Origin of the sequence: Duodenibacillus massiliensis, assembly GCF_928721995.1 — a bacterium.
In the GTDB taxonomy this organism is placed as follows: Bacteria; Pseudomonadota; Gammaproteobacteria; order Burkholderiales; family Burkholderiaceae_F; genus Duodenibacillus; species Duodenibacillus massiliensis.
On sequence record NZ_OV788642.1, the window covers coordinates 1,783,537 to 1,809,802 of the forward strand.

A 26,266-nucleotide genomic window follows, 5' to 3' on the forward strand; every position below is an offset into this window, starting at 1 on the left:
ATTTTTAGAAATAAATTCGGCTCTGGAGGCTAAGTAACTGAAATTCAACGAAAAGAAAATTGCGTCTTCCTGAGGCGATCGGATGCGCCGGGTGCTAAAGTTAACCGTTTCTGCGTTTGGTACTGTGTTTTAGTGCAACAGCGATGACAGATAAGGTTCTCACGTTTGAGCATTCGCCCTTCAGGCTGCATTCGCCCTACGATCCGGCCGGTGACCAGGGTCCTGCCATTGAAAAACTCACGGAAGGGGTGGAAGAAGGGCTCTCCGCTCAGACGCTTTTGGGCGTCACGGGGTCAGGCAAAACCTTCACGATGGCCAACGTCATCGCGCGCGTGGGGGTGCCGGCGCTTGTCATGGCCCCCAATAAGACGCTGGCCGCGCAGCTTTATTCGGAAATGCGTGAGTTCTTTCCGGAAAACGCCGTCGAGTACTTTGTCTCCTACTACGACTACTACCAGCCGGAAGCCTATGTTCCGGCGCGTGATCTTTTCATTGAAAAGGATTCGGCGGTAAACGAACACATCGAGCAGATGCGGCTTGCCGCCACCAAAAGTATTTTGGAGCGTCGTGACACGATCATCGTCGCGACGGTCTCTGCAATTTACGGTATCGGTAAGCCCGAAAGCTACACGATGATGCGTCTGATTCTACGGCAGGGCGACACCAAAACGCGCGAAGACTTCATCAAGCAGCTCGTCAAAATGCAGTACAAGCGCAATGACCTCGAATTTCTTCGCGGCACGTTTCGGGTACGGGGCGACACGATTGATGTCTTCCCCGCCGAACACGCTGAAATTGCGGTCCGCATTGAGCTTTTTGACGATGAGGTGGATGCCGTCGTGCTCTTTGATCCCTTAACGGGCCAGGTGCGCCAGAAGGTGCCGCGCTTTGTCGTGTACCCCGCAAGTCACTACGTGACTCCGAGAAACGAGATCGTGCACGCAATCGGCACGATTAAGGCGGAGCTTAAGGAGCGGCTTGCCGAACTCAGGGCGGCCGGCAAGGAAATCGAAGCGGCACGCCTGCAGCAGAGAACGCTTTTTGACCTTGAAATGCTCGATCAGGTGGGCTTTTGCAAGGGCATTGAAAACTATTCGCGGCATTTGACGGGCCTTGCGCCCGGGGAGGCGCCCCCGTGCCTTATTGACTACCTCCCCAGCGATGCCCTCATGTTTTTCGATGAAAGCCACGTGATGTTGGGGCAGTTAGGCGGCATGTACCGCGGGGACCGCTCAAGAAAAGAGACGCTTGTCAATTACGGGTTTCGTCTGCCTTCGGCCCTTGACAACCGGCCGCTTCGCTTTGACGAATTTGAGCGCAAGATGCGCCGCAGCATCTTTGTGTCGGCTACGCCCGCGGAGTGGGAACTCAAAAAGAGTTCTCAGATCGTCGAGCAGGTCGTGCGTCCCACGGGGCTTGTGGACCCCGAAGTAGAGGTGCGGCCCGCGACAACGCAGGTCGATGATGTTTTAAGCGAAATCTCCGAGCGCACGAAGGTCGGGGACCGCGTGCTTGTCACCACGCTCACCAAGCGCATGGCCGAAGAGCTCACCGAGTTTTTAAGCGAACACAACGTCAAGGTCCGGTACCTCCATTCCGACATCGATACGGTGGAGCGCGTGGAAATCATCCGCGACCTTCGTGCCGGCGTCTTTGACGTGCTTGTGGGCATTAACCTCTTGCGTGAGGGCTTGGACATTCCGGAAGTTTCGCTTGTGGCGATTCTGGACGCGGATAAAGAGGGGTTTCTGCGTTCAACGCGGTCGCTCATTCAGACCATCGGGCGCGCCGCGCGTAACGTCCACGGCAAGGCCATTTTGTACGCCGACAAGATGACTGACTCGATGAAGGAAGCCATCGGAGAGACGGAACGGCGCCGCGCCAAGCAGCAGGACTACAACAAGGAGCACGGCATTACGCCGCGGTCTGTGGTGAAGGAAGTCCGTGAAATCATCGACGGGGTTTATAAGGGCCCGGATCAGGCCAAGAAAGAATCGGCGATTGTCTTGGCCGACGTCAATCCCGATGATGAAAAAAGCGTTGCCAAGCGCATCAAGGAAACCGAAAAGAAGATGCTTGAGTGCGCTAAAAATCTCGACTTCGAGCAGGCCGCAATGTACCGCGACCGCCTGGAGGAACTCAAAAAGCTTGTCTTCGGGTCAGCCGGCGACGGGCTCTGAGAGAAGGTTAAGGAGCTCTGCGGGGCTCTTAAGGAGAAAGTCAGATCCCCAGTCAGCCGGCTGGGTGTTGCCGGTTGTGTAGCCCCAAAGGGCGGCGGCTGCGCGGCAGCCGGCGTTGTGTGCGGCAAGTGTGTCGCGCGCATCGTCTCCGACGTACAAAACTTCGGACGGCATAACCCCCAGCGTTTTCATGGCCAAAATGAGGGAATCCGGAGCCGGTTTCATTTTCCCGACCGTGTCCCAGCCGATCACGCAGCGGGCCCCGGAGATCACCGGGTTGTTGCCGACGACAATTTTTGCAAGGTGCTCCGGTTTATTCGTGACAATGCCCCAGGCAATGCCGCGTCGGGTGAGTGCCGTGAGCATTGCCTCAACACCCGCAAAAGGGTGCGTGCCGTCATGGATATGCGCTTCGTAATGCGTGAGAAACGCGTCTGAAAGCCCTGCAAAGGGGGGATCCTCTTTACGGATTCTCAGCGCGCTCCACACAAGGCCCCGTATTCCGTGTCCGGCCCGGCCCCTTAAGGCCTCATAAATGATCTCCGGCAGCCCCAGATCACGCCTGAGGCTGTTGACGGCCGCCACAAGGTCCGGTGCGCTGTCCACGAGCGTGCCGTCCAGATCAAAAAGGACGGCTTTAAAGTGCGCGGGCATCAGGCCTTTCCTTCAGGCGTGTTGCTCTGCCCGTCAGGCACCTTGGGCTGGCGCGGCGTCAGATGCAGCGCCTGCAGAATTCTGCGTCCCGACGAGGGCTGGGCTGCGGGCGTGGCCGCAGTCGTTTTCTGTTCCGTTGCTTCCTTGGCTTTGCGGCGGTCGTTTTCGTCACAGAGGTCGTTTAATTCCTTCTGCAGCACCGCGACAATCGAGTAGCGGTTCACGAGCTCACGGGCAAACTGCAGGAACGTGAGGTAGAGCTCGCAGCCGCGCATCGAGAGGTTTTCGCGGGAAATGGACTTTAAAAGGTCCGACTGCATCGCGTCGATTTCGCTGATGATGTCGTTGGCGGAGAGGCTTACGGCTTCCAGGGAATGCTTGCCTTCGCCGGTTTGGCTCAGGCGCTGCAGGTCTTTGACAAGCGCCAAAAGATTGCGCTTTGACTCACCATGGAAAACACGGTGACGGTTGGCAACGTGCTCCTTAACGGTGGTTGTCAGCCGCTGCAGGCCGCGCCCCACTTCACGCATGTTGGTGTAGGTTCTTAAGAAGCAGTAGCGCGCATCCTGATCAAGTTTGGTGTCTGCGCCGCCCGTACCCTGCGCCATACCGTAGTAGGTGCTTCTCTGCTGCGAGAGGCTGTCAAATAGCGAGGTGGCGTCCGTCTTTAAGTGCCGCAGGCCCGTTTCGTTGTCGTCAAGAAAACTCGTGACGGTGTCGCTGTAAATATCCACGGTGCGGGAAAGATACGTGCCCACCATCTTGTTTAAGGCGTCCCGCACGGAATTGCAGTCGCTGGCCTTCGGGGCCACGATCACAGTGTCAGCGCTGCTCTTACCAAAGAAGTTGGAGCGCACAAGAAGCGTGACGGCGAGAAGAATCAGAGCGCAGCACATCAGTTCCCCGCCCATCATCACGAGCATGCACATCACGCCCGCGACCGTGCAGGCTGTGAGTGCCGTCAGGAACCACCCGCTGATGACCGTTAAAACGCCAGAGATGCGGTAGACCGCCGACTCACGGTCCCAGGCGCCGTCCGCGAAGCTTGAGCCCATCGCCACCATGAAGGTGACGTAGGTCGTCGAAAGCGGGAGCTTGAGGCTCGTTGCCGAAGCAATCAGAATCGAACTTAAAACGAGGTTGATGGAGGCACGCACATAGTCAAAGGGAAGCACGGGTTCACCGCGCTTGATTGCCCGCGGCTTAAAGCGCGAGTGCAGCATCACCTGCACGGGGGCCGGAATAATCTGGCGCACAACGCGGCCGAGCGTCATCGAGCTTCTCACAATCATTCGCCCGGGCAGCGACGAACCGAACTGCTCGTGCGTGCCCGACTGGCTCGAAGAGAGGTTGATGGAGGTCTGCACCACGCGTTTGGCTTTTTTACTGAGCCAGAGCGTTGCCACCATGATGCTGCCCGAGAGTAAGAGGAAGAACGTGGGCGCGGCACTTCCCTTCTGAAGGCTTGTCATCAGGTACGTTGCGGCATCCGTGCCGTTTGCCATAAAGTCGCGCACGCTGTCTAAAGCCGCCAGAGGCACACCCACAAAGTTCACAAGGTCGTTGCCGGCAAAGGCAAAGGCAAGCGAAAACGTCCCCGACAGAATGACGATCTTGAAGATATTGAGGTTAAAAAGCAGGATGAGGATCTGAAAAAGAACCGTGAGCCCGATAAAAAGCGAGAGAAGAATGGTCTGCGTGTTGGCGTTAATCCAGCTGATCCATTCGGGGCGCATGAAGCTTGAGCCCGAAGCCCCCTTAATCACCAGAAAGTAAAAGATCGCGGTGATCGCGAATCCCCCGAAAAGGCCGCCCACGCGGCGGTACATCCGCTCAAAGTGAAAGGTGAAAATAAGGCGCGCAATGTACTGCACGACCATGCCCGCGATAAAGGCGACGACCACCGAAATCAGAATGCCCGAAATAATGGTGAGCGCCTTGGCGCTGTTGATGTATTCAGCCAGGCCCGCCACTGACCCGTCGGCGGTGAGGATTTTGTAAAGCGCCGCAGCCATGGCGCTGCCCAACAGTTCAAAGACAATCGAAACCGTGGTGGAGGTGGGAAGCCCCAGGGAGTTGAAGGTATCAAGCAGCAGCACGTCGCTGACCATCACGGCAAAAAAGATCACCATGATTTCCGCAAAGGTAAACATCTGCGGATGAAAAACGCCGCTTCGTGCGATTTCCATCATCCCCGAAGAGAAGGTGGCTCCGAGAAGCACACCGAGGCTTGCCACAATCATTGTGGTGCGGTAGGTGGCGATGCGGCAACCCAGGGCTGAATTTAAGAAGTTGACGGCGTCGTTACTGACGCCCACAAAGAGGTCAAAACAGGCGAGAATCGCCAGAAAAGCCAGGATGACAAGGTAAAAGTTGTCCATCGCGAGAGCTGTGCCGCAGGCACAAATATGACGGGTCTATGATATTTTTGAGAGTCTGACGGGGTTTTGTGACAGATTTGTGACAAACCGACACATTCGGCAAATATTTCGCTGCAGGCGCGGAAAAAAGGCCTTGCCGTGTTAGTCTCGTGCCGCTGCAATAACAATCGGTTGTCGGGCGGGAAGAGAAAAATGGAAGACGATTCTTACAAAGGATTTTTTATTAAGGATGCCGGTGTCAGCCGGGAAAATCTTGAAGCGGCTTTTCGCGCATTGCCGCACGAAATGACGGCTGTGGCGGTTGACTTGGTCGGAACATTTCTGAACACAATTGACAGGTTGCTTGTCGGCCGCACGCTTGAAGCGGCATATCGGGCAGATAAAGCAGCGGCTTCCCCTGCCGACGATGAGGATCTCGCCTGTTACGGCGTGCTCAATGAGGTGTTTCCGGAGAAGGACCGCCTTCTTTTTGGAAGCGGCGAAACCCGATCCGAGGGCGTCAGATTGTGGCACAGCCGGGAAGGAAAGCGGCAGGAGGCGGTTAACCTGCGCACGGCGGTTTCTGTGACTGCGCGTATTGCCATGCGTTTGCTCGGAAAACAGTTTTCTGAAGCACTTAAGGATGCCGCACCCGAAGAGATGTCTGCTGTGATTGCTTCTGTGGTGGCTGAGGCATTCGTCGCCCGCGGGTTGCCACAAGCACAGGCCGAAGATGAAGCCGGGGATTTTTCCTCGGCCCTCAGTGTTCTTCTGACGTTTTTCGTGGCGCCGCACCTGGAGGACATGCTCGATTCGTACGGGAAAGACACGGACGAAGCAGATGAGAAAGAGGATGACGGGCTTGATGAGGATGAATGGCCGGATGATCCGGACATACCGCAGCTTTTTGAATCAACCGCCAAAGAAATCCTGAACGGAACAAAAGAAGTCGGTTCGCGCCTGCGTCCGTATATTGTTCTGGCATTTGCAAGTCTTGTACCGCTCATGCGGCGCGCTTGGGCTGAGCGTCGGGATGACTTTGCTGAAACGCTGAAAAAAGAGGAAGACCTCCGGGACGCGGACATTGAGGTGTTGCTCAGCAACGCTCAGGAAGCCAAGGTGGTTTGTTCTGTGTTGTGGCCGGAGGCAGTCAAAAGCCTGAGAAAGGTAACGGAACGCGAATTCCTGACGCCATATTTCGACGAACTCACGGAAGCGTTCGATTCTCAGAGCAAAGAAGACGCCTGGCGCGTGCGTGAGAGTCTGTCGTACCTGCTTTTTCTCGCATCGGCGTGTTTTGGCGTGGAGCGTGAAAAAGTCGGCTGGAAGCTTCTGGAAACGGAATTTGACAGTTACGCGGAGCGTTGCATCAGCCTTCTGGGTTATCAGATCGTTGCCGCCGTGACCTGCGATGAGCTCGATGAAGATCTGCATGACGCGTTGACGGCGGCTCTGGACGCGGATTAAGCCGGGCGCAGATATAGCTGCCAGGAAAAAACAAACGGCACCCGAAAACCGGATGCCGTTTGGCGTATCTCACTCAGACAGGAATCAGCACTTGGCAAGCGCTGCTTTTTTCGTGAGGGTCTTGCGCTTCGGACGGGCATGAGTGATGACGGGCTTTTTGGCCGTCTTTTTCATGCCGGGCTTTTTCACGGCGACCTTCTTTTTTGAAGGAGCCGGTTCAAAGGCCGGTTTCTTTTCTTCTTTTTCAACGGGCGGGCGCCAGAGAACGAGCATCTTGCCGATTGCCTGAATGCGCGCTGCGCCGAGCTTGTCGGCAAGCGCTTCGTAAATGGCGGTGCGCTCCTCACGGTCGTCGCCCGGAACGTGAATCTTCACGAGCCCCGCATCGTCAAGCGCGCGGCTTACTTCCTTTTCGACGGCTTCGGTAAGTCCGTTTGCGCCCAAAAGAACGCGGGCTTTGAGGTGATGCGCCTGTCCGCGCAGTTCGAGACGCTTGTCGCGCTCTAAAATGAGTTCGGCCATAATAAAAAGCTTTCTCCTAAGAAAAAGACACTCTTTTTTGTCCCGCTATTGTAATTGGTCTATGCCCAAATCACAGAAAAAACTCCGCTCCAACCGTGCCTGGATCGAGCGTCACATCAACGATCCCTTCGTCAAAATGAGCCGTGCGCAGGGGTATCGTGCGCGTTCGGCTTTCAAGTTGCTGGAAATTGACGAAAAGGAAAAGATCTTTCACCCGGGAATGACCGTGGTGGATTTAGGCGCCGCTCCGGGCAGTTGGTCTCAGATTGCAAGAAAGCGCCTCACAAACCCTGACGGCACCTTCTGCGGCCGCGTGATTGCGATGGATATTCTCCCGATGGAGCCCATTGAGGGCGTGGATTTTCTGCAGGGCGACTTCAGGGAGCAGGAAGTGGCGGACGCCCTGGATGCGCTTTTGGAGGGCGGCAAGGCCGATGTGGTGATCAGCGACATGGCTCCGAACCTTTCGGGCGTAGCGATGGTCGACGCGGGCGCGAGCCTTCTTTTAAATGAACTTGCGCTTGAATTTGCCGAAAAGAACCTCAAACCCGAAGGGGTCTTTGTAACGAAGGTTTTTCAGGGCTCGGGCTACTCGCAGTTTGTGGAAAGCTGCAAGCGCGTCTTTAAGACGGTGAAGCAGCGCAAACCCGAGGCAAGCCGCGATACGAGTCCGGAAATGTATGTGGTGGGGCGGGGACTTAAACCCGCAAAGAAGAACGCTTAACGACCGGATACAAAAAAGCTTGGAAATTCGCGGCTTTGGACGACAAAACGCCCGATTTCGTTTAGGCTACGTGCAAAATGAAGCCGTCTGTGCGCCTTGAGCGCTCCCGGTGACGGCAAAAATACCGACGACTGAGAGGACAATTTTGGACAACAGGATGCTGGGGCGCATCGCGATCTGGGTGCTGATCGCCTTTGTGCTCTTTACCGTGTTTCGGCAGTTTGACGGCGAACGTGCGGTTCCGGCGGCCGAACAGACGAGTTACACGCAGTTTATGGCTGACGCCAAGGCAGGCCGCATCAGCCGCGTGGACGTGCAGGGCAGAAAGCTCACCGTGACGCCCACCGACGGGCCCGCTTATTCGATCACCAGTCCGGGCGACCTCTGGATGGTGGACGATCTGCGTAAAAACGGCGTGCAGGTTTACGGTAAGGCCGAAGAGGAACCGTCTTTCCTGCAGACGCTTTTTGTAAGTTGGTTCCCGATGCTGCTTTTGATCGGCGTGTGGATTTTCTTCATGCGTCAGATGCAGGGCGGCAAGGGCGGCGCCTTCTCCTTCGGTAAGAGTAAGGCAAGAATGCTTGACGACACCGCCAACAAGGTGCGGTTTAACGACGTTGCCGGGTGCGATGAAGCGAAGCAAGACGTCCAGGAAGTCGTGGACTTTCTCAAGGACCCTTCGAAGTACCAGAGGCTCGGGGGCCATATTCCGCGCGGCATTTTGCTCGTCGGACCTCCCGGGACCGGTAAGACGCTTCTTGCGAAAGCCATCGCCGGTGAAGCGGGGGTGCCCTTTTTCTCGATTTCAGGCTCTGACTTCGTGGAAATGTTTGTGGGTGTGGGTGCCGCGCGAGTGCGCGACATGTTTGAAAACGCCAAGAAAAACGCGCCCTGCATCATCTTCATCGACGAAATCGATGCCGTGGGCCGTCAGCGTGGCGCAGGCTTGGGCGGCGGCAACGACGAACGCGAGCAGACGTTAAACCAGATGCTCGTAGAGATGGACGGCTTTGAAACCGGCACCAACATCATCGTGATCGCGGCAACAAACCGCCCTGACGTGCTGGATCCGGCGCTCCTTCGCCCGGGCCGCTTTGACCGCCAGGTCGTGGTGCCGCTGCCCGACATTCGCGGGCGTGAGCAGATTCTCAACGTTCACATGAAAAAGATCCCTGTGGCGCAGGACGTGCGCGCTGACATTCTCGCGCGAGGCACACCGGGCTTTTCAGGCGCCGATCTCGCAAACCTCGTGAACGAAGCTGCGCTTTTTGCCGCACGTCGTAACGGCCGTGTGGTCGATATGAACGACTTTGAGCTTGCCAAAGACAAGATCATGATGGGCGCGGAACGTAAGTCCATGGTGATGACCGAGGACGAAAAGCGCAACACCGCCTATCACGAATCCGGTCATGCGCTCGTAGCCAAACTCATGCCCAAGTCCGATCCCGTGCATAAGGTGACGATCATCCCGCGCGGCAGAGCCCTGGGCGTGACGATGCAGCTTCCGGAAGAAGATCACTACGCCTACGACAAACAGTACCTTTTGACGCGCATCGCGATTTTGTTCGGTGGCCGCATTGCCGAAGAAGTCTTCATGCATCAGATGACCACGGGCGCAAGCAACGACTTTGAACGTGCCACCCAGATGGCGCGCGACATGGTGACGCGCTACGGTATGAGCGACAGCATGGGCGTGATGGTGTACGCCGAAAACGAAGGGGATCCCTTCCTGGGGCGGTCTCTGACGCGCACAAGCCACATCTCTGAGGAAACCATGCGTGCGGTCGATAACGAGATCCGCCGCATCCTCGAAGAGCAGTACACAACCGCGCGTAAACTCATTGAAGACAACGCCGACAAGGTTGAAGCCATGGCGCAGGCGCTTCTCAAATGGGAGACGATTGACGCCGATCAGATCGACGACATCATGGCAGGCAAGCCCCCGCGTGAACCGAAGGTTTCGCAGCCCGCCGGGGCCGCGCAGCCGGCGGCTCCCGTTGCGGTTGCAGCTGCTGCGTCCGCGCAGGATAACGGCTCACAGCCGCCTGCGGCGTAAGAAGGATGTGAAGACGGGGCCCGCAGGCCCCGGCAAAAGGACGGAGTGCCGTGCGCTTTCCGTCCTTTTTCCGTGAAAGGACAAGAGAAAATGCAAAATTCAAAAGCAGCGGTTGCCTGGAAACTCAGAACCCGCACGCTCGATCTGACCCGCCCCCGCATCATGGGGATTGTGAACGTGACGCCCGACTCCTTTTCTGACGGCGGAGAACACGCCACAACCGAGGCGGCCGTTGCCTGGGGCAGAAAACTTGCCGCTGACGGCGCCGACATCATCGACGTCGGGGGCGAATCCACGCGCCCGGGCGCGGCGGATGTCTCGCTTGAAGAAGAGCTCGCCCGTGTGATTCCGGTGGTAAAGACGCTGGCCCGAGAGGGACTTATTGTGTCGGTGGACACAAGTAAACCCGAAGTGATGCGGGAAGCCGCGGCCGCAGGCGCCGAGATTTTGAACGACATCCGGGGTTTTCGTGAGGCGGGGGCGCCTCAGGCTGCCGCCCAAAGCGGCTGCGGCCTCATTGTGATGCACATGCAGGGGACGCCCCGCACCATGCAGAAGGCCCCGTCCTACACGGACTTGATCGGCGAAGTCACCGACTTTCTGCTCTCGCAGGAAAAGGTGCTGCTTGCCGCCGGCGCAGACCCCGCGGCGGTCATGTTTGATCCGGGCTTTGGTTTCGGGAAAAACGTGGAGCAGAACTTTGAGCTTCTTGCGGCAACGGCGCATTTCGTGGAACTCGGCAGGCCCTTTTTGATGGCGCTTTCCCGTAAGTCGTCCCTGGGGGCCGTCACGGGCGTAGCCAAGGCTGGCGACCGTATTGTGAGTTCGGTTGCCGGGGCCCTGATTGCCGTTGAGCGCGGCGCGCAGCTGGTGCGTGTGCACGACGTGAGGGAAACGAAGGAAGCTTTTGACGTTTTGGCGGCCGTGCGTGCGGCAGAGGTGCGTCTTAAGGATTAATATCTAGAGGTTTGAATCCGCCAAAAGAGAAAGAACAACATGACGCGACGCTACTTCGGCACGGACGGTGTAAGAGCCACGGTGGGAACTTTTCCCATGACGCCGGACTTTGTGATGCTTCTGGGGCAGGCCTCAGGCCGCGTGATCCGCAGGGAAAATGCCGGACGCAAAACGACGGTTTTAATCGGCAAGGACACCCGGGTGTCGGGCTACATGCTGGAAGCCGCGCTGCAGGCGGGGTTTTCGTCTGCCGGCGTGGATACGGTTCTCTCCGGGCCCATTCCGACGCCCGCAGTTGCCTATCTCACGCGGGCTCTGAGACTTGAAGCCGGCGTTGCGATCAGCGCAAGCCACAATCCGTACTGCGACAACGGCATCAAGTTTTTCTCCGCTGCCGGCACAAAACTTCCGGACGCCGTGGAGCTTGCCGTTGAAGCCGAAATCGACAAAGGCTTTCACTGTGAGGCAAGCGACAATCTCGGCAAAGCCCGAAGGCTCGATGATGCGGCCGGCCGCTACGTTGAATTTTGTAAAAGCACGTTCCCCGCGGGGCTCGATCTTAAGGGGATGAAGCTTTATCTCGACTGCGCCAACGGCGCTTCCTACCACGTCGCTCCCGCCGTTTTTCATGAGTTGGGCGCTGATGTGACGGCGGACGCCGTCAGTCCCAACGGCTTTAACATCAACGAGGGTGTGGGTGCGACGCACACGGATACCCTGGCCGAGCGCACCGCCAAGGCGGGCTGCGCCTACGGCCTTGCCTTTGACGGGGACGCCGACCGCCTCATTATGGCTGACGCCGCAGGCCACCTTTATAACGGTGATGAGCTTCTTTACGCCATCGTCTGCGACCGGGGCCGAAAGGGCCGTGTTGACGGTGTCTGCGGCACGCTCATGACAAACTACGCTTTGGAAAAGCGCTTCGGCGAAATGAAGCTTCCCTTCGTGCGCGCCAAGGTGGGCGACCGCTACGTGATGGAAGAACTCACCAAGCGCGGCTGGCTTTTCGGGGGCGAATCCTCCGGGCACATCATTGCGCTTGACAGGCAGAGTACCGGCGACGGCATCGTGAGCGCGCTTCAGGTTTTGGCTGCCGTCAGAGACACCGGTAAGACGCTTGCTGAACTTTTGGCGGGGCTTGAACTCATGCCCCAGGTTCTCATCAATAAGCGTATTGAAAAGGGCTATGACTGGAAGGGTAATGCCGCGTTTGTTGCGGCGGTTGCTGAGGCAGAGAAAACGCTCGCGGGGCGCGGGCGCGTGCTGATCCGCCTCTCAGGCACGGAACCTCTGCTCCGGATCATGGTGGAGACGGGGGATAAGGCCGAGGCACAGACGCTTGCGCAGGGCCTTGCCGATGCGCTCAGAGTCTGAGGCTTCCTGAAAAAAACACAAACGGGCGGATTTTCTGAAAGAAACGGCCCGTTTTTCTTTCGGGCTTTTGCCTTTCGCCGTGGTTGAGGCCGCAATTAACGGTTAAAATTCATCGTTTTCGCGGACGGCGCTTCGCTTTTTGCCGGGGCAGCATTGGTTGAAAAACAAACCGCCCGTACCGCACAGGTTTTCGGTCGCCCTTAAACGGGCGGCTTCCGCTTTTTTAAGCGCGAATTTATTGCGAGTACTATGAAACCCAGTACCTATATGACGGCCGCCGACATTCGTCAGGCGTACCTCAAGTTTTTCGAGAGCAAGGGCCACACGATTGTGAAGTCAAGCCCGGTCGTTCCCAAGGACGATCCGACGCTGCTCTTTACCAATGCCGGTATGAACCAGTTCAAGGCCAACTTCCTGGGCCTTGATAAGTCGCTGCACCGCGCAACGACCTCTCAGAAGTGCATCCGCGCGGGCGGCAAGCACAACGACCTTGATAACGTCGGCTACACGGCGCGTCATCACACGTTCTTTGAAATGCTCGGAAACTTCAGTTTCGGCGATTATTTCAAGCACGATGCGATTCACTGGGCCTGGGAACTCTTAACGACCGTTTATAAGCTGCCGCCGGAACGCCTCTGGGTCACCGTCTATTTTGAGGACGATGAGGCCTACAACATCTGGTTGAACGAAATCCACGTGCCGGCCGAGCGCATCATCCGCATCGGCGACAACAAGGGCGCGCGCTACATGTCGGACAACTTCTGGATGATGGGCGACACCGGTCCCTGCGGTCCGTGCTCGGAAATCTTCTATGACCGCGGTCCGTCCGTGCAGGGCGGCCCTCCGGGGAGCCCGGATGAAGACGGCGACCGTTACATGGAAATCTGGAACCTCGTCTTCACGCAGTTTAACCGTGACACGACCGGCAAACTCAACCGCCTGCCGCACCCCAACATCGATACGGGGATGGGGCTTGAGCGTATTGCTTCCGTGCTGCAGGACGTGCCGACCAACTACGACATCGACCTCTTCCAGAACATCATGGCCGCCGCGAAAAATGCCGTGGAAGAAGCCGGAGCGCAAAACGTGGATCCGCAGTCGCCCTCGCTTAAGGTGATTGCCGACCATATCCGCTGCTGCAGCTTCGCCGTTGCTGACGGCGTCAAGCCCGGTAACGAAGGCCGCGCATACGTGCTGCGCCGCATCTGCCGCCGCGCCATCCGCCACGGCTACAAGCTCGGCGCCCGCGGGCTTTTCTTCTATAAGCTCGTTGATTCCGTCGCGCAGGAAATGGGTGACACCTATCCTGAAGTGAAGGATCCGCGCATTGCCGAAGTCATTAAGAGCGAGGAAGAACGGTTCCTGCAGACGTTAAGCAACGGCATGGAAATTCTCGAAGCCGCCATTGCCGAAACCAAGGACGGCGTGCTTGACGGCAATGTCGCCTTTAAGCTGCACGACACCTACGGCTTCCCGGTTGACCTCACCGCCGACGTCTGCCGCGAACGCGGTCTTAAGGTTGACGTCGAAGCCTTTGATAAGGCAATGGACGAACAAAAGTCCAAGGCCCGCGCTGCCGGTAAGTTTAAGGTTGCGGCCGGAGTCCTTTACACCGGTGAAAACAATACGTTTGAGGGTTACAAGACCCTGGACGAACCGCAGGCCAAGGTCCTTGCGCTTTACCGTAACGGTGCGCAGGTTGAAGAAGCGGCTGCAGGCGACGACGTGATTGTGGTGCTTGACAAGACGCCCTTTTACGCTGAGATGGGCGGCCAGGTCGGTGACGTCGGTGTCCTTGAAAACGGCACGACGCTGCTGCAGGTCACGGACACCTTCCGCATCAAGGAAAGTGTCTTCGGGCATGCCGCGCACATCAAGGAAGGAAGCCTTAAGGCCGGTGACGTGCTTGACGCGCAGGTCGATCAGGCAACGCGCGCAGCCGTCGCGCGCAACCACTCCGTGACGCACATCATGCATAAGGCGCTTCGTGAAGTGCTCGGCGCCCACGTCGCGCAGAAGGGGAGCCTTGTGAACAGCAAGGTCACCCGCTTTGACTTCACGCACGACAAGCCCATGACGACCGAACAGATCGCTGAAGTCGAAGACATCGTCAACACCGAGATTCTTGCCAATACCCCGGTGCTTGCGCGTGAAATGTCGATTGAAGAAGCAAAGAAGGCCGGTGCCGTCATGCTTTTCGGTGAAAAGTACGGCGCCACGGTCCGTGTGCTTGATATCGGTACGTCGCGGGAACTCTGTGGCGGCACGCACGTTGCACGCACCGGCGACATCGGGTGCTTCAAGATTGTGTCGGAAGCCGGCATCAGCGCAGGCGTGCGCCGCGTGGAAGCCGTGACCGGCATGAATGCCCTGAAACTCATGCAGCACAATGCCGCGTTGCTTACCGAAAGCGCCGCACGCTTTAAGACGCCTGCGGAAGAATTGCCCGGTAAGATCGACCGCCTGATCGCCGACGCCCACGAACTTGAAAAGGAACTGACGGCCGCCAAGGATAAGCTCGCGGCCGCGCAGGGCGCCAATGTGGTGGCAAAGGCCGAAGACGTCGCCGGTGTCAAGGTTCTCGTTGCCGTGCTTGAAGGCATGGACGCCAAGAGCCTCAGAACCACGATGGATGATCTCAAAAACAAGCTCGGCAGTGCCGTGATTCTTCTTGCGGTCGCAGGCGACAAGATCCAGTTCTGCGCCGGTGTCACCAAAGACCTCACGGGCCGCATCAAGGCCGGAGAACTTGTCAACGCCGCGGCGGCCGTCGCGGGCGGCAAGGGCGGCGGCAAGCCCGATATGGCGATGGCCGGCGCCGCTGACGTCGCCAAACTGGCCGACGCCATGAAGGCAGCCCGCACGTTTATCGGCGAAAAGCTCGCCTGAGCGTGATGGAGGCCGAAGTGCTTGACCTGCGGGGGATGGCCTGTCCCCTGCCGGTTTTAAGAACCAAAAAGGCGCTTGCGAAAAAAGCGGCCGGGGACGTCGTGGAAGTTCTCACCGATGATCCCCACGCCGTGCCGGATATCCGGCTTTTCTGTGAGCAAAGCGGCCATATTCTGGTCGCGCAGGAGATGCAGGCTGACGGCAAAACCACAAAGCACGTGGTGAAGCACCGTCCGTAACGGTTTTCTGCGGCATGAGGCCCGGTCCAGCAATTCTTTGCTTCGGCCGGGCTTTTTTTTCGTCCCGTTTCTGCGGCTTAAGGGTAAGTCCCAGTCCGGAAAATGCCGTCTTTACGGGAAATTTTTGACTAAGGTACTTTACCTAGGCAAAACACAGTGCTACCATCCGTCGCCTTTTAGAAAACCGTGTCGGGCGGCGGCTTTCATCCGGAGTCGGAAGCCGCAGAAAATGCAGGTAATTTTCACGCTCACCTGATTTCTTAAGGCGGGGTTTCCACGGTCTGCGCCGGCGGCGCGGGAAGCGGGGCCTTAAGGACGGCGCTTTCACTAACGACTCCCTCCTTCATCAAAGAAAGCGGCCGCATCAGCAGAAAAAGAACGCACGGGTGAAAGGCGGGCGTTCGGAAACTGTGTTTTTTGTCATGCTGACGGGTGTTTTACTGGGCATCGCAAGCGGTGCTCTCTGGGGCTTAATCTACATCGCCCCTTTGGTCGTGCCGGACTATAACCCGGTACTGGTGGCGCTTTCGCGCTTTATCGCGTTCGGTCTTATTTCGCTGCCGTTTCTTTATGTCTACCGGCGGGAATTAAAGCGCTTTACCCGCACCGACGTCTGGCAGTCTTTTAAGCTTCCGCTTTTCGGCAACGTTCTTTTTTACTGCCTTCTTACCGTCTGCATTCGTCTCGCGGGAGCGCCGCTTGCAGGCATGTTTATGGCCGTGATTCCGGTGCTTGTTGCGATCGGTTCGAATTTCCGCAATGCCGGCAGTGACGCGGCACTGCCCTGGGCAAAGATTCTGCCGCCGCTTTGCATCATTTTCGTGGGCCTCGTGATTGCCAACTATTCCGAATTTGAACGCGCCGTGACCGCCAGCGCCCAAGGCGGCACCGAATACTGGGTGGGTGTTGGTTTCGGTATCGCTGCCGTCATCTCCTGGACCTGGTTTTCCATCATGAATGCCGAGTGGCTCTTAAAGCACACGCGGCTTTCAACGGGGGCGTGGACGGCACTGCAGGGCGTGACCGTGTTGCCCCTGGTGATGGTGCTCTTTGGAATCGTTGCCTGGCCCATGGGCTTTATGGACACGACGGTGTCCGTCTGGGGGCCCGCACCCTGGACCTTCTTTGCCACGGCTTTTGTGATCGGCCTTTTCTGCTCATGGATAGCGATGATCTGCTGGAACAGCATGAGTAAGCGGCTGCCTGCGGGACTCGGAGGCCAGTTCATCGTCTTTGAGTCTGTGTTTGCCGTGATTTATGCGCTCATCTGGCGCGGGGAACTTCCGACACTTTCGATGGTCGTGGGTTTTGCGATTCTGATGTTCGGTGTTTTGGGGTCGCTTCAGGTCTTTCAGTCAACGATTAAGGTCGTGCATGACGCGGAGGATGAGCCGCATGAGGCCCGTCGGGGTGCCGCCAACCGCGACCGCATTGCTGCCGACGGCACAAACGGTATTTAACCCGACGGATCGGGCCGGCTGCCGGTTTTTGTGACGGCGGGCTTTTGATCCGTTGCCTTTTTGGGCTCGTCCCCGTCACGGTAGCGGATGATGTTCCAGCCTTTGTACCAGCAGAGCATCCGCACGGCCACAATCAGAAGGCTCGACAAAATGAGGGAAAACGCATCGTCCGCGCCGAAGTACACCAAAGCGATATAAATCCAGCAGCCCAGAAACGCTGCGGAAGCGTAGGGCTGTTTGTCAGAGAGCACCATCGGCATCTGGTTTAAAAAGACGTCGCGGATCATGCCGCCGAAAGCACCCGTACACACGCCAAGGATGGCGGCGGGCAGGGGTGGGAGCCCCGCCTGCAGCGATAACGCCGTGCCGCCCGCGGAGAAAAATCCCAGGCCCACGGCGTCCGACCAGATAAAGACGGAATAGGGGAGGAACTCCCTGAAGTGCTTTAAAAGGGAGGGGGCAAAGGCCGCGATAAAAATCGTGAGCCACACGTACCCGCTGTGCGCGACCCAGAAAAACGGCCGGTTGTCAATGATGATGTCGCGCACCAGCCCCCCGCCGAAAGCGGTCGTGAAGGCCATCACAAAAACGCCCACCGGATCGAGCTTTTTACCGTCAGCGGCCAAAATACCCGCAAAGGCAAAGGCGGCGATGCCGATGATGTCGGTGAGCGTGAGAATTCCAGACTGCATGGTGTTTCCTCCGGTGCGCCTGCCGCACAAAGGAAAATCGACCCGGACGGGACAGACAACGCTTCTTTGTCGACTTTCTTTGGCTATTTTAGAGAACGGACGCGCACGCCCGTCAGACTTACCGCGAAAAAAAGCGCTGACGGAAAGCCTGAAAGTTCCGTCAGCGCGAACATATAAACCCCAAGAAACATGTTTCGGACTGCAGGAGAAACAATCCTGAAACGCAAGGCCTTGGTGACCAACGTCGACCCCGTTGACGTTGTTTGCGGTGTCACCGCCTGTGTTTCCCAGTTGCCGACAATATACTCATAATGGGAATCATTCGCAACTAGACTTTCGAACTAGGCGTAAAGGACGAAAAAAAGCGGTAACGGGAGCCTGAAAATCCCGTTACCGCGTCAGAAGAACCCCAAGAAACATCGTCCAGACTGCAGGAGAAACAGATCTGAAACGTGGTTACCGGCGACCGGTACCGACCCCAAAGGTACCGTTTGCGGTGTCGCCGCGCTTTGTTTCCCAGTTGGTGAAACTATACAGTAAATGAGAATCATTCGCAATCATGTTGGTATTGTTTTGGCATGTATGTTTGTTTCCAAATGTTTCTGTTATGGTAAAACCTTAGAAAAAACAGAGGAAAAGCCGCACGAAATCTCTAAAATGGCGCCTTTCTTTTATTTGGCCGGTAAAGCCATCATGGCATTTCAACTGCATCCAGACTATCTGGTCGGTCAGCATCTGTCCGACTACGACTTCAATCTTCCCGAAGAACTCATTGCCCAGTATCCGCTTGCAGACCGCACGGCCTCGCGCCTGTTGCACGTTACGGACAGCGTGATTGAGGATCTTCACTTCACCGACGTCAAAAAGCTTCTGCGCCCGGGCGACCTTCTGGTGATGAACGACACCAAGGTGATTAAGGCGCGCCTGCGCGGTCACAAAGACACCGGAGGCGCCGTTGAATTCATGATCGAGCGCGTCACCGGAGAAAAGACGGCTTTAAGTATGCTCAGAGCCAGCAAAACGCCCAAAACCGGAAGCCGCCTTTTTGCGGTCAACGATAAGGGTGAAGAAGCGGGCGCGACCGTCACGGGCCGTCAGGGGGAATTCTTTCTGCTGGAATTTGATGAGCCGGTGCTCGCTGTGCTTGACGCTTTCGGCAAAGTGCCGTTGCCGCCTTACATCGAACGTGAAGCCAAGGCCGAAGACGCCGGGCGCTATCAGACGGTCTACGCCAAGTGCCCGGGAGCGGTGGCGGCACCGACCGCGGGCCTGCACTTTACGAAGGAACTCCTGGCAGAACTTAAGGACAAAGGCGTTGACGAAGCCTTTGTGACGCTGCACGTGGGCGCGGGGACCTTTCAGCCCGTGCGTGAGGAAAACCTCGAAGAGCACACGATGCATTCCGAGTGGCTCACCGTAAGCGAAGAGACCGCCGAAAAAGTAAACCGCGCCAAGCGTGAGGGGCGGCGTGTGATTGCGGTGGGCTCAACGAGCCTTAGAGCGCTCGAAAGCGCTGCCGTTGCGCCGGGCGTCATCCGCGCGGGCGCCATGGACACGAAACTTTTTATTGCGCCGGGTTATAAGTTTGACGTGATCAACGTGATGATCACGAACTTTCACCTTCCCAAGTCCACGCTCGTGATGCTGGTTTCGGCTATCGTCGGCCGCGACCGGGTGATGCAAGCCTACCGCCACGCCGTGGACAACAAATACCGCTTTTTCAGTTACGGCGACGCCTGCTTTTTTGAGCTCCCGGAAAAAGACCGGGCTCGACCGGACAACACCGCCAAGGAGTAAATACCGTGAGTCTTTCCTTTGAAGTTTTAAAAACCGAGGGTAAGGCCCGCCGCGGCCGCATGACGCTGAACCACGGGGTGGTTCAGACACCGATTTTCATGCCGGTGGGCACCTACGGAACCGTAAAGGCCATGGCTCCGAACGAACTCGAAGAGATGGGGAGCCAGATTATTCTCGGAAACACCTTCCACCTCTGGCTTCGTCCCGGCCTGGAAGTTATTGAAAAGCACGCGGGTCTGCACCGCTTCATGAACTGGAATAAGCCGATTTTGACCGACTCGGGCGGCTTTCAGGTCTTTAGCCTCGGGGCACTCAGGAAAATCAGCGAAGAGGGCGTACGCTTTGCTTCGCCCATTAACGGCGACCGGCTCTTTTTGACGCCTGAAGTTTCCATGCAGATTCAGAAGACCCTCAATTCTGATATCTCCATGGTCTTTGACGAATGCACGCCCTACATGATCGGCGACAGGCCCGCAACCAAAGAAGAAGCCGCCAAATCCATGCGTCTGTCGCTCAGATGGGCCAAACGCAGCCGCGAGGAATTTGACCGCCTGGAAAATCCCAATGCGCTTTTCGGGATCGTGCAGGGCGGGATGTTTCCGGAACTCAGACGTGAGTCACTGGCCGGGCTCAAAGACATCGGCTTTCACGGCTATGCCGTCGGGGGCCTCTCCGTGGGTGAACCCAAGGAAGAGATGCTTCACATCATGGATGAAGTCGTCCACGAGATGCCCGAAGACAAGCCCCGTTATCTGATGGGCGTGGGAACGCCCGAAGACCTCGTGGAAGGGGTGGCGCGCGGCATTGATATGTTTGACTGCGTGATGCCTACCCGTAACGCCCGCAACGGCTGGCTCTTTACCCGTTACGGCGACGTGAAAATCCGCAATGCCAAATACAAAGACGACATGCGGCCGCTCGATGAAAGCTGCAGCTGCTACTGCTGCCGGGGCTTTACACGCGCCTATCTGCACCATCTGCAGAAGGTGAACGAAATCCTCGGCGCGCGTCTGAATTCCATCCATAACCTCACGTTTTACGTGCATCTGATGGAAGAAATCCGGCAGGCTTTGGATGAGGGGCGCTTTGGCGCCTGGCGCGAGCAGTTCTACCGCGACAGAGCCCGCGGCGTGGACTAAAGAGGCCCGCGCACAAAAAAGCCGGCAGAAACCCAAAACGGTTTCGCCGGCTTTTTTGCGCTTGCTGCCAGAGGTATCAGCAGTTGCGGCTGCGGCGGTCGCGCACGGCGCGCGCAAGCTTCTCAAGCAGCTTCACGGTGTCATCCCACCCGAGGCACGCGTCCGTCACCGACTGACCGTAGGTGAGGGGCTTATCAGGCGTAATGTCCTGACGGCCTTCGACGAGGTTGGATTCAATCATGACGCCGATGATGGCACTGGAGCCGTCGGCAACCTGCGCACAGATGTCGTCCACCACCAGAATCTGGTTGCGGCAGATCTTTTTGGAGTTGGAGTGCGAGGCGTCGATCATCACCATTTCGCGGTGACCGGCGGCCTTCAAAAGCTCACAGGCGGCTTTGACGGATTCTGCGTCGTAGTTGGGTTCCTTGCCGCCGCGCAAAATGATGTGGCAGTCTTCATTGCCGGTTGTGGTGACAATGGCGGAGATGCCGCCCTTGGTAACGGAAAGGAAGGAGTGCGGGTGTTCGGCCGCGCCGATGGCGTCCACGGCGATCTTCACGGCACCGTTGGTGGCGTTTTTAAAGCCCACGGGGCAGGAAAGGCCGCTTGCGAGCTCCCGGTGCACCTGGCTTTCCGTGGTGCGCGCGCCGATGGCGCCCCAGCTCACAAGGTCCGCAATGTACTGCGGCGTGATCATGTCGAGGTACTCAACCCCCGTGGGCAGTCCCATGTTGTTGATGTCAAGAATGAGCTCACGGGCAATTCGCAGGCCGTGGTTGATGCGGCAGGAGCCGTCCATGTCGGGGTCGTTGATGAGCCCCTTCCAGCCCACCGTCGTGCGCGGCTTTTCAAAGTACACACGCATGATGATCTCAAGTTCCCCCTGCAGCTTACGGCGCACTTCCGCGAGTTTCTCGGCGTACTCGCGCGCGGCCTTGGGGTCATGAATGGAGCAGGGGCCCACCACAACAATCAATCGGTCGTCGTTACCGTGCAGGATGTCGTGCGCGGCAAGACGCGCGCGGTGCACGGTGTCGGCAGCGACTTCTTCGCAGGGAAATTCCCGGATGAGGTGTGCCGGAGGCGTAAGTTCCCGGATCTCTTTGATGCGGAGGTCATCGGTTGTGTAGCGCATGTTTCAGTCCTTTCTTTCGGTGTCGGTTAAAAAATCGTTTTGCCAAACACCGCCGGGTTCTTTTCGCCCGGCCTGAGAAACAAAAACCGCCGGGTCTTGATGGCCAGGCGGTCGGGGTTCTTTCGAAGTCGTGCTTAAAAACTCGTGCGCGCTCTCACTCCTTCCGCCGGTGTGCAGAAAAAGTAAAAGTAATAAAAAAATCGGGCGGCGCGGTTAAGCATCGTTTCTTCCAAAATTTCGTTCATGCACCCTGAAAAAACATGACTTTTTCGGGCGGCAACGGGCTTTACTTTACTGCGAAGTCTGAATTTGTGCAAAGCCGTTCTTTTGCTTAAGGGATTTTATGTATCGCGGACTTTGCGGGAAGTTATCCTGGCAAAAGCATTTTCTTGTCAATGAGCCGCTCTAGAATCCCCCCCATCCTTTGTCTTGGTCCGCCGAGGCGGGCTAATTGCGAGAAGACATTTCCACCATGCCGATTCTGACTCCCGACTACAAAGCGCCCAAGTGGCTTCCGGGCGCGCATCTGCAGACCGTGATACCTGCGCGGTTTTTCCCGCGCCCTGAGATTCACTACCGCCGTGAGCTCATTGATATGCCCGACGGCGACTTTATGATCTTTGACTGGGCAACGCCCGAACCCTCAGACCTGACGGCACCTCTTCTCGTGCATTTCCACGGGCTTGAAGGATCTTCGGAAAGCCACTACGCGGAGGCCCTCATGCGCTACGCCGCGGACAAGGGCTGGAGAGGTGTGGTTGCGCATTTCCGTTGCTGCGGAGGGCTCCCGAACCGCCTGCCGCGCGCTTATTTTGCCGGTGATACCGCTGACAACAGCTGGGCTTTAAAGACGGTGGCCGCGCGCTACCCGGAGGCGCCCTTGTATGCCGTGGGGGTGAGTCTGGGCGGAAACCAGCTTTCAAAGTGTCTTGGGGATTTGGGCAGCGACGCTTCGTTTCTGACGGCCGCGGTGAGCGTCGGCGCACCCGTGGATCTGGTGGCAGGTAGCGAAATAGTGTCGCTTGGCGCCAATAAACTCTACGCCGAGATGTTTTTGTCAACGCTCAAGGAAAAGGTTTTGGAAAAAGCGCGGCGCTTTCCGGACCTTATTGACGAAAACGTGGTGAAAAACTGCTCGACGCTTTACGACTTCGATTCGATTTACACGGCGCCCATTCACGGTTTTAAAAGCGCGATGGACTACTGGACGCGCTGTTCGGCCAAGCCGGGTTTAGCGGGTGTGAAGGTGCCGCTTCTGATGCTTAACGCCAAAAATGATCCGTTTCTGCCGGTGTGGGCTCTGCCCGGGGAAAAGGATGTATCGTCCGACGTGTATCTGGAGCAGCCCGAAGAGGGTGGGCACATTGGTTTCCCGAGAGGTACCCCCCCGGGCGACCTCTTTTATCTGCCCGAACACATCTTTACCTTTTTCTCGGGCTTTACCCCGCACGCCAATAACGTGGGCGTAACGGAGGTCAAGCCAAAACCGGAAGGGACATTGACGCGTCTTGCCGGTAAATGGTTCCGCAAAGGTTGATCCGCATCAAAATCTTCTGAAAGTCGGCGTGGCACTTTGTGCAACAGAGGGGACTTACCCAAGGGGTTGTGCCGATGCACGCGGATATAATGAAAAAAATGCGCCCGTGAGGTACCCTCAAAGAGGTATCCGGGCCGTCACAATTCCCGATGAGGAGGGGAACATAATGAAGAAACTCGTAATTGCTTCCATGCTTGCCGCAGCCTTCGGTGCGGCTCAGGCTGCTCAGCACGCCGACGTCGTCGTGATCGGTGCGGGCGGTGCCGGTATGGCGGCTGCCGTTACGGCGCACGATCTGGGAGCCAAGGTGATCGTTCTTGAAAAGATGCCGTTTGTCGGCGGCAACACGGTCCGCGCCACGGGCGGCATCAATGCGGCTGAAACCCCGCAGCAGGCCAAGCTCGGCATCAAGGACAGCATCGAACAGATGTACAAGGACACGATGAAGGGTGGTCACAACAAGAACAACCCCGAACTCGTCAAGGTTCTCGCTCAGAATTCCAACGCCGCTGTGCAGTGGTTGATTAAGCTCGGCGGTGACTTCAACGACGTGGGCTTCATGGGCGGCGCTACCAACAAGCGCTGCCACCGTCCCACGGGTGGCGCAGCTGTCGGCCCCGAAGTCGTGAAGACTCTCGATAACGCTGTTCAGGCCCGTAAGATCGATCTGAGAACCGAAAGCCAGGTTGTCGACCTCATCCAGAACAAGAAGGGTGCAGTGGTCGGCGTCAAGGTGAAGAACCTTGAAAACGGCAAGGTCTACACGATTAACACCAAGGCCGTGGTGAACGCCGCCGGCGGCTTCGGTGCCAACAATGCCCTCGTTTCCAAGATCGTTCCGCGTCTGAAGGGCTTTGCCACCACGAACCATCCGGGTGCCACGGGCGACGGCCTGCTTCTGTCCGAAAAGATCGGCGCAGCCTTCGTGGATCTGCCTGAAATTCAGACCCACCCGACCTTTAACGAACAGTCCGGCATCATGGTCACGGAAGCTGTCCGCGGTAACGGTGCTGTGCTCATCAACATGAACGGCAAGCGCTTCTACGACGAACTGAGCACCCGTGACAAGGTCTCGGCCGCCATTCTGAAGCAGCCCACCGGCCACGCCTACCTCTTCTTTGATGAATCCGTCCGTAAGAGCCTCAAGGCCATCGAAGGCTACGTCAAGCGCCCGGGCATGGTTCTTCAGGGTAAGACCCTTGAAGAAATCGCCGGCAAGATGAAGGTTCCGGCTGATGCCCTCAAGGCCACGATGGCACAGTACGCCAAGGATCAGGCTGCCGGTAAGGACAGTTGCTGCGGCCGTACCAAGATGGAACGTCCGCTTAACCAGCCGGGCTACTACGCGATCGTCGTGACCCCCGCCGTGCACCACACGATGGGCGGTCTCAAGATCGACACCAAGGCTCAGGTTTATAACTTCCGCGGCCAGGTGATCCCGGGCTACTTCGCAGCCGGTGAAGTCACGGGCGGCGTGCACGGCGGCAACCGTCTCGGCGGCAATGCTCAGGCCGACATCATCGTCTACGGCCGTATCGCCGGTCAGTCTGCCACGGCTTACGCCAAGGCTCACTAACCTGAGGTTTTTTCCGTCTGAGGACTGTTTAGTCGCGGTCCGCGGAAAATAAACGGTGAAAGAAAAAGGCGCTTTCCTTTGCGGAGGGCGCCTTTTTTGATGCCCGGAACACTCGGGATTTTCCCTCACGGGCTTAGGAAACTGACACAAATTAGGGTGAAATCGTTACCTAAAAACGGGGCGAACCCATTACTATTGCGGCCTGTGAATCAACCCGCCGGGAAAAACGCGTTTTTAGGGCGCGCTTTTTAACGCGGGCCGACTGAAATCAGTGCCCGTCAGACGGGTACGGTGGTTTTTCTGAGGATTTTTTAAGCCATGATCAAACAGGTTATCGTTGCGGCCGCTGCCGCCATGCTCTGCGCCGGTGTGAACGCTGCTTCCTACAAGGACGGCACCTATGAAGGCCAGGGCCAGGGCAACGCCAGCCAGATCACCGTTCAGGTGCAGGTGAAGGGCGGCAAGGTTGCTTCCGTCAAGGTTGTCAAGCACGGTGAAACCGCCATGCTCGTGGGCGCAGCCGAAAAGAAGCTCGCCAAGCAGATCGTTGCCAATAACGGCACGGAAGGCGTGAACGTTGTGACGGGTGCCTCCAACTCCTCCAAGGGCATCATCGCCGCTGTGAATCAGGCTCTCGCAAAGGCCAAGTAATCGGGTGAATTTTTCCGCCTGATGAAAGAAAACCCGCCCGGGAAGCGTTTCCCTGAGGCGGGTTTTTCGTGCCCGACTTATTCGTTTTTGACGGCTTTTTCCTCGGGCATCTGAGAAAACACCCAGTTGAGGAACCCGCCCTTATTGCGGGAGCAGACGTAGACCGCGCCAGGCCCCTTAAATTTCAGAACAATCCCTTCGCCTGTGGTCTGACTTGAGACGAGTTTGCCCAGAAGCCCCGAGCGGGATGTGTTGATTGACAACTCATAGTCAAGGGACTTCTCCCAGGCGAGGAGGTGCCCGTTATCAACGATGAGCTTTTGGCCGTCGGCGATATCAATGCGACGGACGCTTCCGAAGCCGCTTACGGCCACACGGCCTTCGCCTTCGGTTGCCATTACAAAAAGGCCCCCGGAATTTCCGAGAAGCGCGCGGCCGCCCTCGTCTTCGGCGGTGATTTTCTGCTGAAAGAAGGTTTCGTCGTTTAACAACTTGCGTGCAAGCGACTTAAAAAAGCCGCCTTTGGTGCGGCCTGAGAGCGACAAAGTGCCGTCCATCGCCACCATGGCGTTGGATTCGGCAAAAAGGCTTTCGCCCTTATTGAGTGTGACGCTTAAAAGCGGATCAACGGACCCGGAGATATCAAACTGAGCCATGGTGATCTGTCGAAAAATGGTTGACAACAAAAAAGGCTAGCTCCGAAACGCCTGCTGCGCGCATTTGAGGCTCTGAAACTGAGAGAAACTGATTTTTACCGAAAAAGAAACGGTTGCTTTTGCTAGAATCCCGCGAATTTATTTTGGGTAACCGCACGGACGGTTGCTGAATGCGGGAACCTTTCTCCCGAAACGGGT

General features: G+C 57.3%; 20 protein-coding genes. 14 read left to right on the forward strand and 6 right to left on the reverse strand.

The window, feature by feature from the left end:
- Positions 1–143 precede the first annotated feature (143 nt).
- A complete protein-coding gene (gene uvrB, locus NXF97_RS08235) occupies positions 144–2,180 on the forward strand; it encodes an excinuclease ABC subunit UvrB (protein ID WP_274955693.1) in 2,037 nt (678 codons plus the stop codon).
- Here uvrB and NXF97_RS08240 read toward each other — a convergent pair.
- On the reverse strand, positions 2,160–2,834 hold the full coding sequence (locus NXF97_RS08240; RefSeq protein ID WP_274955694.1) for an HAD family hydrolase: 675 nt from the start codon (positions 2,832–2,834) through the stop codon (positions 2,160–2,162). The genes uvrB and NXF97_RS08240 overlap by 21 nt on opposite strands.
- The gene (locus NXF97_RS08245) at positions 2,834–5,215 is read right to left on the reverse strand and encodes an inorganic phosphate transporter (protein ID WP_022372440.1); all 2,382 of its coding nucleotides are present in this window, start codon (positions 5,213–5,215) and stop codon (positions 2,834–2,836) included. Before NXF97_RS08245 ends, NXF97_RS08240 begins: the two co-directional genes overlap by 1 nt.
- Positions 5,216–5,407: 192 nt before the next feature.
- On the opposite strand from NXF97_RS08245, the gene NXF97_RS08250 reads away from it, so the two are divergent.
- The gene (locus NXF97_RS08250; RefSeq protein WP_274955695.1) at positions 5,408–6,661 is read left to right on the forward strand and encodes a hypothetical protein; all 1,254 of its coding nucleotides are present in this window, start codon (positions 5,408–5,410) and stop codon (positions 6,659–6,661) included.
- A gap of 84 nt (positions 6,662–6,745) precedes the next feature.
- On the opposite strand, the gene NXF97_RS08255 is transcribed toward NXF97_RS08250, so the two are convergent.
- The gene (locus NXF97_RS08255; RefSeq protein WP_274955696.1) at positions 6,746–7,183 is read right to left on the reverse strand and encodes a YhbY family RNA-binding protein; all 438 of its coding nucleotides are present in this window, start codon (positions 7,181–7,183) and stop codon (positions 6,746–6,748) included.
- 61 nt (positions 7,184–7,244) lie between these two features.
- On the opposite strand from NXF97_RS08255, the gene NXF97_RS08260 reads away from it, so the two are divergent.
- The 7 genes from NXF97_RS08260 to NXF97_RS08290 all read left to right on the forward strand — a co-directional run bounded on the left by NXF97_RS08260 (position 7,245) and on the right by NXF97_RS08290 (position 16,882).
- Positions 7,245–7,907, forward strand: coding sequence for an RlmE family RNA methyltransferase (locus tag NXF97_RS08260; RefSeq protein WP_274955697.1), 663 nt, complete (start codon positions 7,245–7,247; stop codon positions 7,905–7,907).
- A 157-nt stretch (positions 7,908–8,064) separates the two neighbouring features.
- On the forward strand, positions 8,065–9,963 hold the full coding sequence (ftsH, locus tag NXF97_RS08265) for an ATP-dependent zinc metalloprotease FtsH (RefSeq protein WP_274955698.1): 1,899 nt from the start codon (positions 8,065–8,067) through the stop codon (positions 9,961–9,963).
- A gap of 90 nt (positions 9,964–10,053) precedes the next feature.
- Positions 10,054–10,920: a dihydropteroate synthase gene (gene folP / locus NXF97_RS08270; RefSeq protein ID WP_022373531.1), complete on the forward strand. Its 867-nt coding sequence runs from the start codon at positions 10,054–10,056 to the stop codon at positions 10,918–10,920.
- A gap of 39 nt (positions 10,921–10,959) precedes the next feature.
- Positions 10,960–12,294 (forward strand): phosphoglucosamine mutase, encoded by a 1,335-nt coding sequence (gene glmM / locus NXF97_RS08275; protein WP_274955699.1) that lies wholly within the window; start codon positions 10,960–10,962, stop codon positions 12,292–12,294.
- 267 nt (positions 12,295–12,561) lie between these two features.
- Complete coding sequence (gene alaS, locus NXF97_RS08280) at positions 12,562–15,183, forward strand: alanine--tRNA ligase (RefSeq protein ID WP_274956735.1); 2,622 nt, start codon at positions 12,562–12,564, stop codon at positions 15,181–15,183.
- Between the two features lie 5 nt (positions 15,184–15,188).
- The gene (locus tag NXF97_RS08285; protein WP_074009186.1) at positions 15,189–15,422 is read left to right on the forward strand and encodes a sulfurtransferase TusA family protein; all 234 of its coding nucleotides are present in this window, start codon (positions 15,189–15,191) and stop codon (positions 15,420–15,422) included.
- A gap of 422 nt (positions 15,423–15,844) precedes the next feature.
- A complete protein-coding gene (locus tag NXF97_RS08290; protein WP_074009184.1) occupies positions 15,845–16,882 on the forward strand; it encodes a DMT family transporter in 1,038 nt (345 codons plus the stop codon).
- On the opposite strand, the gene NXF97_RS08295 is transcribed toward NXF97_RS08290, so the two are convergent.
- A complete protein-coding gene (locus NXF97_RS08295; RefSeq protein WP_274955700.1) occupies positions 16,879–17,574 on the reverse strand; it encodes a trimeric intracellular cation channel family protein in 696 nt (231 codons plus the stop codon). The two genes, NXF97_RS08290 and NXF97_RS08295, sit on opposite strands and share 4 nt — an antisense overlap.
- Before the next feature lie 693 nt (positions 17,575–18,267).
- Between NXF97_RS08295 and queA the strand changes: the two genes are divergently transcribed.
- Positions 18,268–19,371 (forward strand): tRNA preQ1(34) S-adenosylmethionine ribosyltransferase-isomerase QueA, encoded by a 1,104-nt coding sequence (gene queA / locus NXF97_RS08300; protein WP_274956736.1) that lies wholly within the window; start codon positions 18,268–18,270, stop codon positions 19,369–19,371.
- Positions 19,372–19,376: 5 nt separating this feature from the next.
- On the forward strand, positions 19,377–20,510 hold the full coding sequence (gene tgt / locus NXF97_RS08305) for a tRNA guanosine(34) transglycosylase Tgt (RefSeq protein WP_022373538.1): 1,134 nt from the start codon (positions 19,377–19,379) through the stop codon (positions 20,508–20,510).
- A gap of 76 nt (positions 20,511–20,586) precedes the next feature.
- Here tgt and aroG read toward each other — a convergent pair whose 3' ends face one another.
- Positions 20,587–21,648 (reverse strand): 3-deoxy-7-phosphoheptulonate synthase AroG, encoded by a 1,062-nt coding sequence (gene aroG, locus NXF97_RS08310; protein ID WP_022373539.1) that lies wholly within the window; start codon positions 21,646–21,648, stop codon positions 20,587–20,589.
- 472 nt (positions 21,649–22,120) lie between these two features.
- On the opposite strand from aroG, the gene NXF97_RS08315 reads away from it, so the two are divergent.
- The 3 genes from NXF97_RS08315 to NXF97_RS08325 all read left to right on the forward strand — a co-directional run bounded on the left by NXF97_RS08315 (position 22,121) and on the right by NXF97_RS08325 (position 25,412).
- The gene (locus tag NXF97_RS08315; RefSeq protein ID WP_274955701.1) at positions 22,121–23,185 is read left to right on the forward strand and encodes a YheT family hydrolase; all 1,065 of its coding nucleotides are present in this window, start codon (positions 22,121–22,123) and stop codon (positions 23,183–23,185) included.
- Between the two features lie 166 nt (positions 23,186–23,351).
- The gene (locus NXF97_RS08320; protein WP_274955702.1) at positions 23,352–24,761 is read left to right on the forward strand and encodes a flavocytochrome c; all 1,410 of its coding nucleotides are present in this window, start codon (positions 23,352–23,354) and stop codon (positions 24,759–24,761) included.
- Between the two features lie 318 nt (positions 24,762–25,079).
- Positions 25,080–25,412 carry an FMN-binding protein gene (locus NXF97_RS08325; protein ID WP_022373542.1) on the forward strand — a complete coding sequence of 111 codons (333 nt, stop codon included), beginning with the start codon at positions 25,080–25,082 and terminating at the stop codon, positions 25,410–25,412.
- Positions 25,413–25,489: 77 nt separating this feature from the next.
- Here the strand turns inward: NXF97_RS08325 and NXF97_RS08330 are convergent, their stop codons facing one another.
- Positions 25,490–26,068 carry an AIM24 family protein gene (locus tag NXF97_RS08330; RefSeq protein ID WP_274955703.1) on the reverse strand — a complete coding sequence of 193 codons (579 nt, stop codon included), beginning with the start codon at positions 26,066–26,068 and terminating at the stop codon, positions 25,490–25,492.
- Positions 26,069–26,266 lie beyond the last annotated feature (198 nt).

Bases quoted from the DNA above. Each gene is read 5' to 3' on its own strand.
- uvrB (WP_274955693.1), top strand. From the start codon at position 144: ATGACAGATAAGGTTCTCACGTTTGAGCATTCGCCCTTCAGGCTGCAT.
- NXF97_RS08240 (WP_274955694.1), bottom strand. From the start codon at position 2,834: ATGCCCGCGCACTTTAAAGCCGTCCTTTTTGATCTGGACGGCACGCTC.
- NXF97_RS08245 (WP_022372440.1), bottom strand. From the start codon at position 5,215: ATGGACAACTTTTACCTTGTCATCCTGGCTTTTCTGGCGATTCTCGCC.
- NXF97_RS08250 (WP_274955695.1), top strand. From the start codon at position 5,408: ATGGAAGACGATTCTTACAAAGGATTTTTTATTAAGGATGCCGGTGTC.
- NXF97_RS08255 (WP_274955696.1), bottom strand. From the start codon at position 7,183: ATGGCCGAACTCATTTTAGAGCGCGACAAGCGTCTCGAACTGCGCGGA.
- NXF97_RS08260 (WP_274955697.1), top strand. From the start codon at position 7,245: ATGCCCAAATCACAGAAAAAACTCCGCTCCAACCGTGCCTGGATCGAG.
- ftsH (WP_274955698.1), top strand. From the start codon at position 8,065: ATGCTGGGGCGCATCGCGATCTGGGTGCTGATCGCCTTTGTGCTCTTT.
- folP (WP_022373531.1), top strand. From the start codon at position 10,054: ATGCAAAATTCAAAAGCAGCGGTTGCCTGGAAACTCAGAACCCGCACG.
- glmM (WP_274955699.1), top strand. From the start codon at position 10,960: ATGACGCGACGCTACTTCGGCACGGACGGTGTAAGAGCCACGGTGGGA.
- alaS (WP_274956735.1), top strand. From the start codon at position 12,562: ATGACGGCCGCCGACATTCGTCAGGCGTACCTCAAGTTTTTCGAGAGC.
- NXF97_RS08285 (WP_074009186.1), top strand. From the start codon at position 15,189: ATGGAGGCCGAAGTGCTTGACCTGCGGGGGATGGCCTGTCCCCTGCCG.
- NXF97_RS08290 (WP_074009184.1), top strand. From the start codon at position 15,845: ATGCTGACGGGTGTTTTACTGGGCATCGCAAGCGGTGCTCTCTGGGGC.
- NXF97_RS08295 (WP_274955700.1), bottom strand. From the start codon at position 17,574: ATGCAGTCTGGAATTCTCACGCTCACCGACATCATCGGCATCGCCGCC.
- queA (WP_274956736.1), top strand. From the start codon at position 18,268: ATGGCATTTCAACTGCATCCAGACTATCTGGTCGGTCAGCATCTGTCC.
- aroG (WP_022373539.1), bottom strand. From the start codon at position 21,648: ATGCGCTACACAACCGATGACCTCCGCATCAAAGAGATCCGGGAACTT.
- NXF97_RS08315 (WP_274955701.1), top strand. From the start codon at position 22,121: ATGCCGATTCTGACTCCCGACTACAAAGCGCCCAAGTGGCTTCCGGGC.
- NXF97_RS08320 (WP_274955702.1), top strand. From the start codon at position 23,352: ATGAAGAAACTCGTAATTGCTTCCATGCTTGCCGCAGCCTTCGGTGCG.
- NXF97_RS08325 (WP_022373542.1), top strand. From the start codon at position 25,080: ATGATCAAACAGGTTATCGTTGCGGCCGCTGCCGCCATGCTCTGCGCC.
- NXF97_RS08330 (WP_274955703.1), bottom strand. From the start codon at position 26,068: ATGGCTCAGTTTGATATCTCCGGGTCCGTTGATCCGCTTTTAAGCGTC.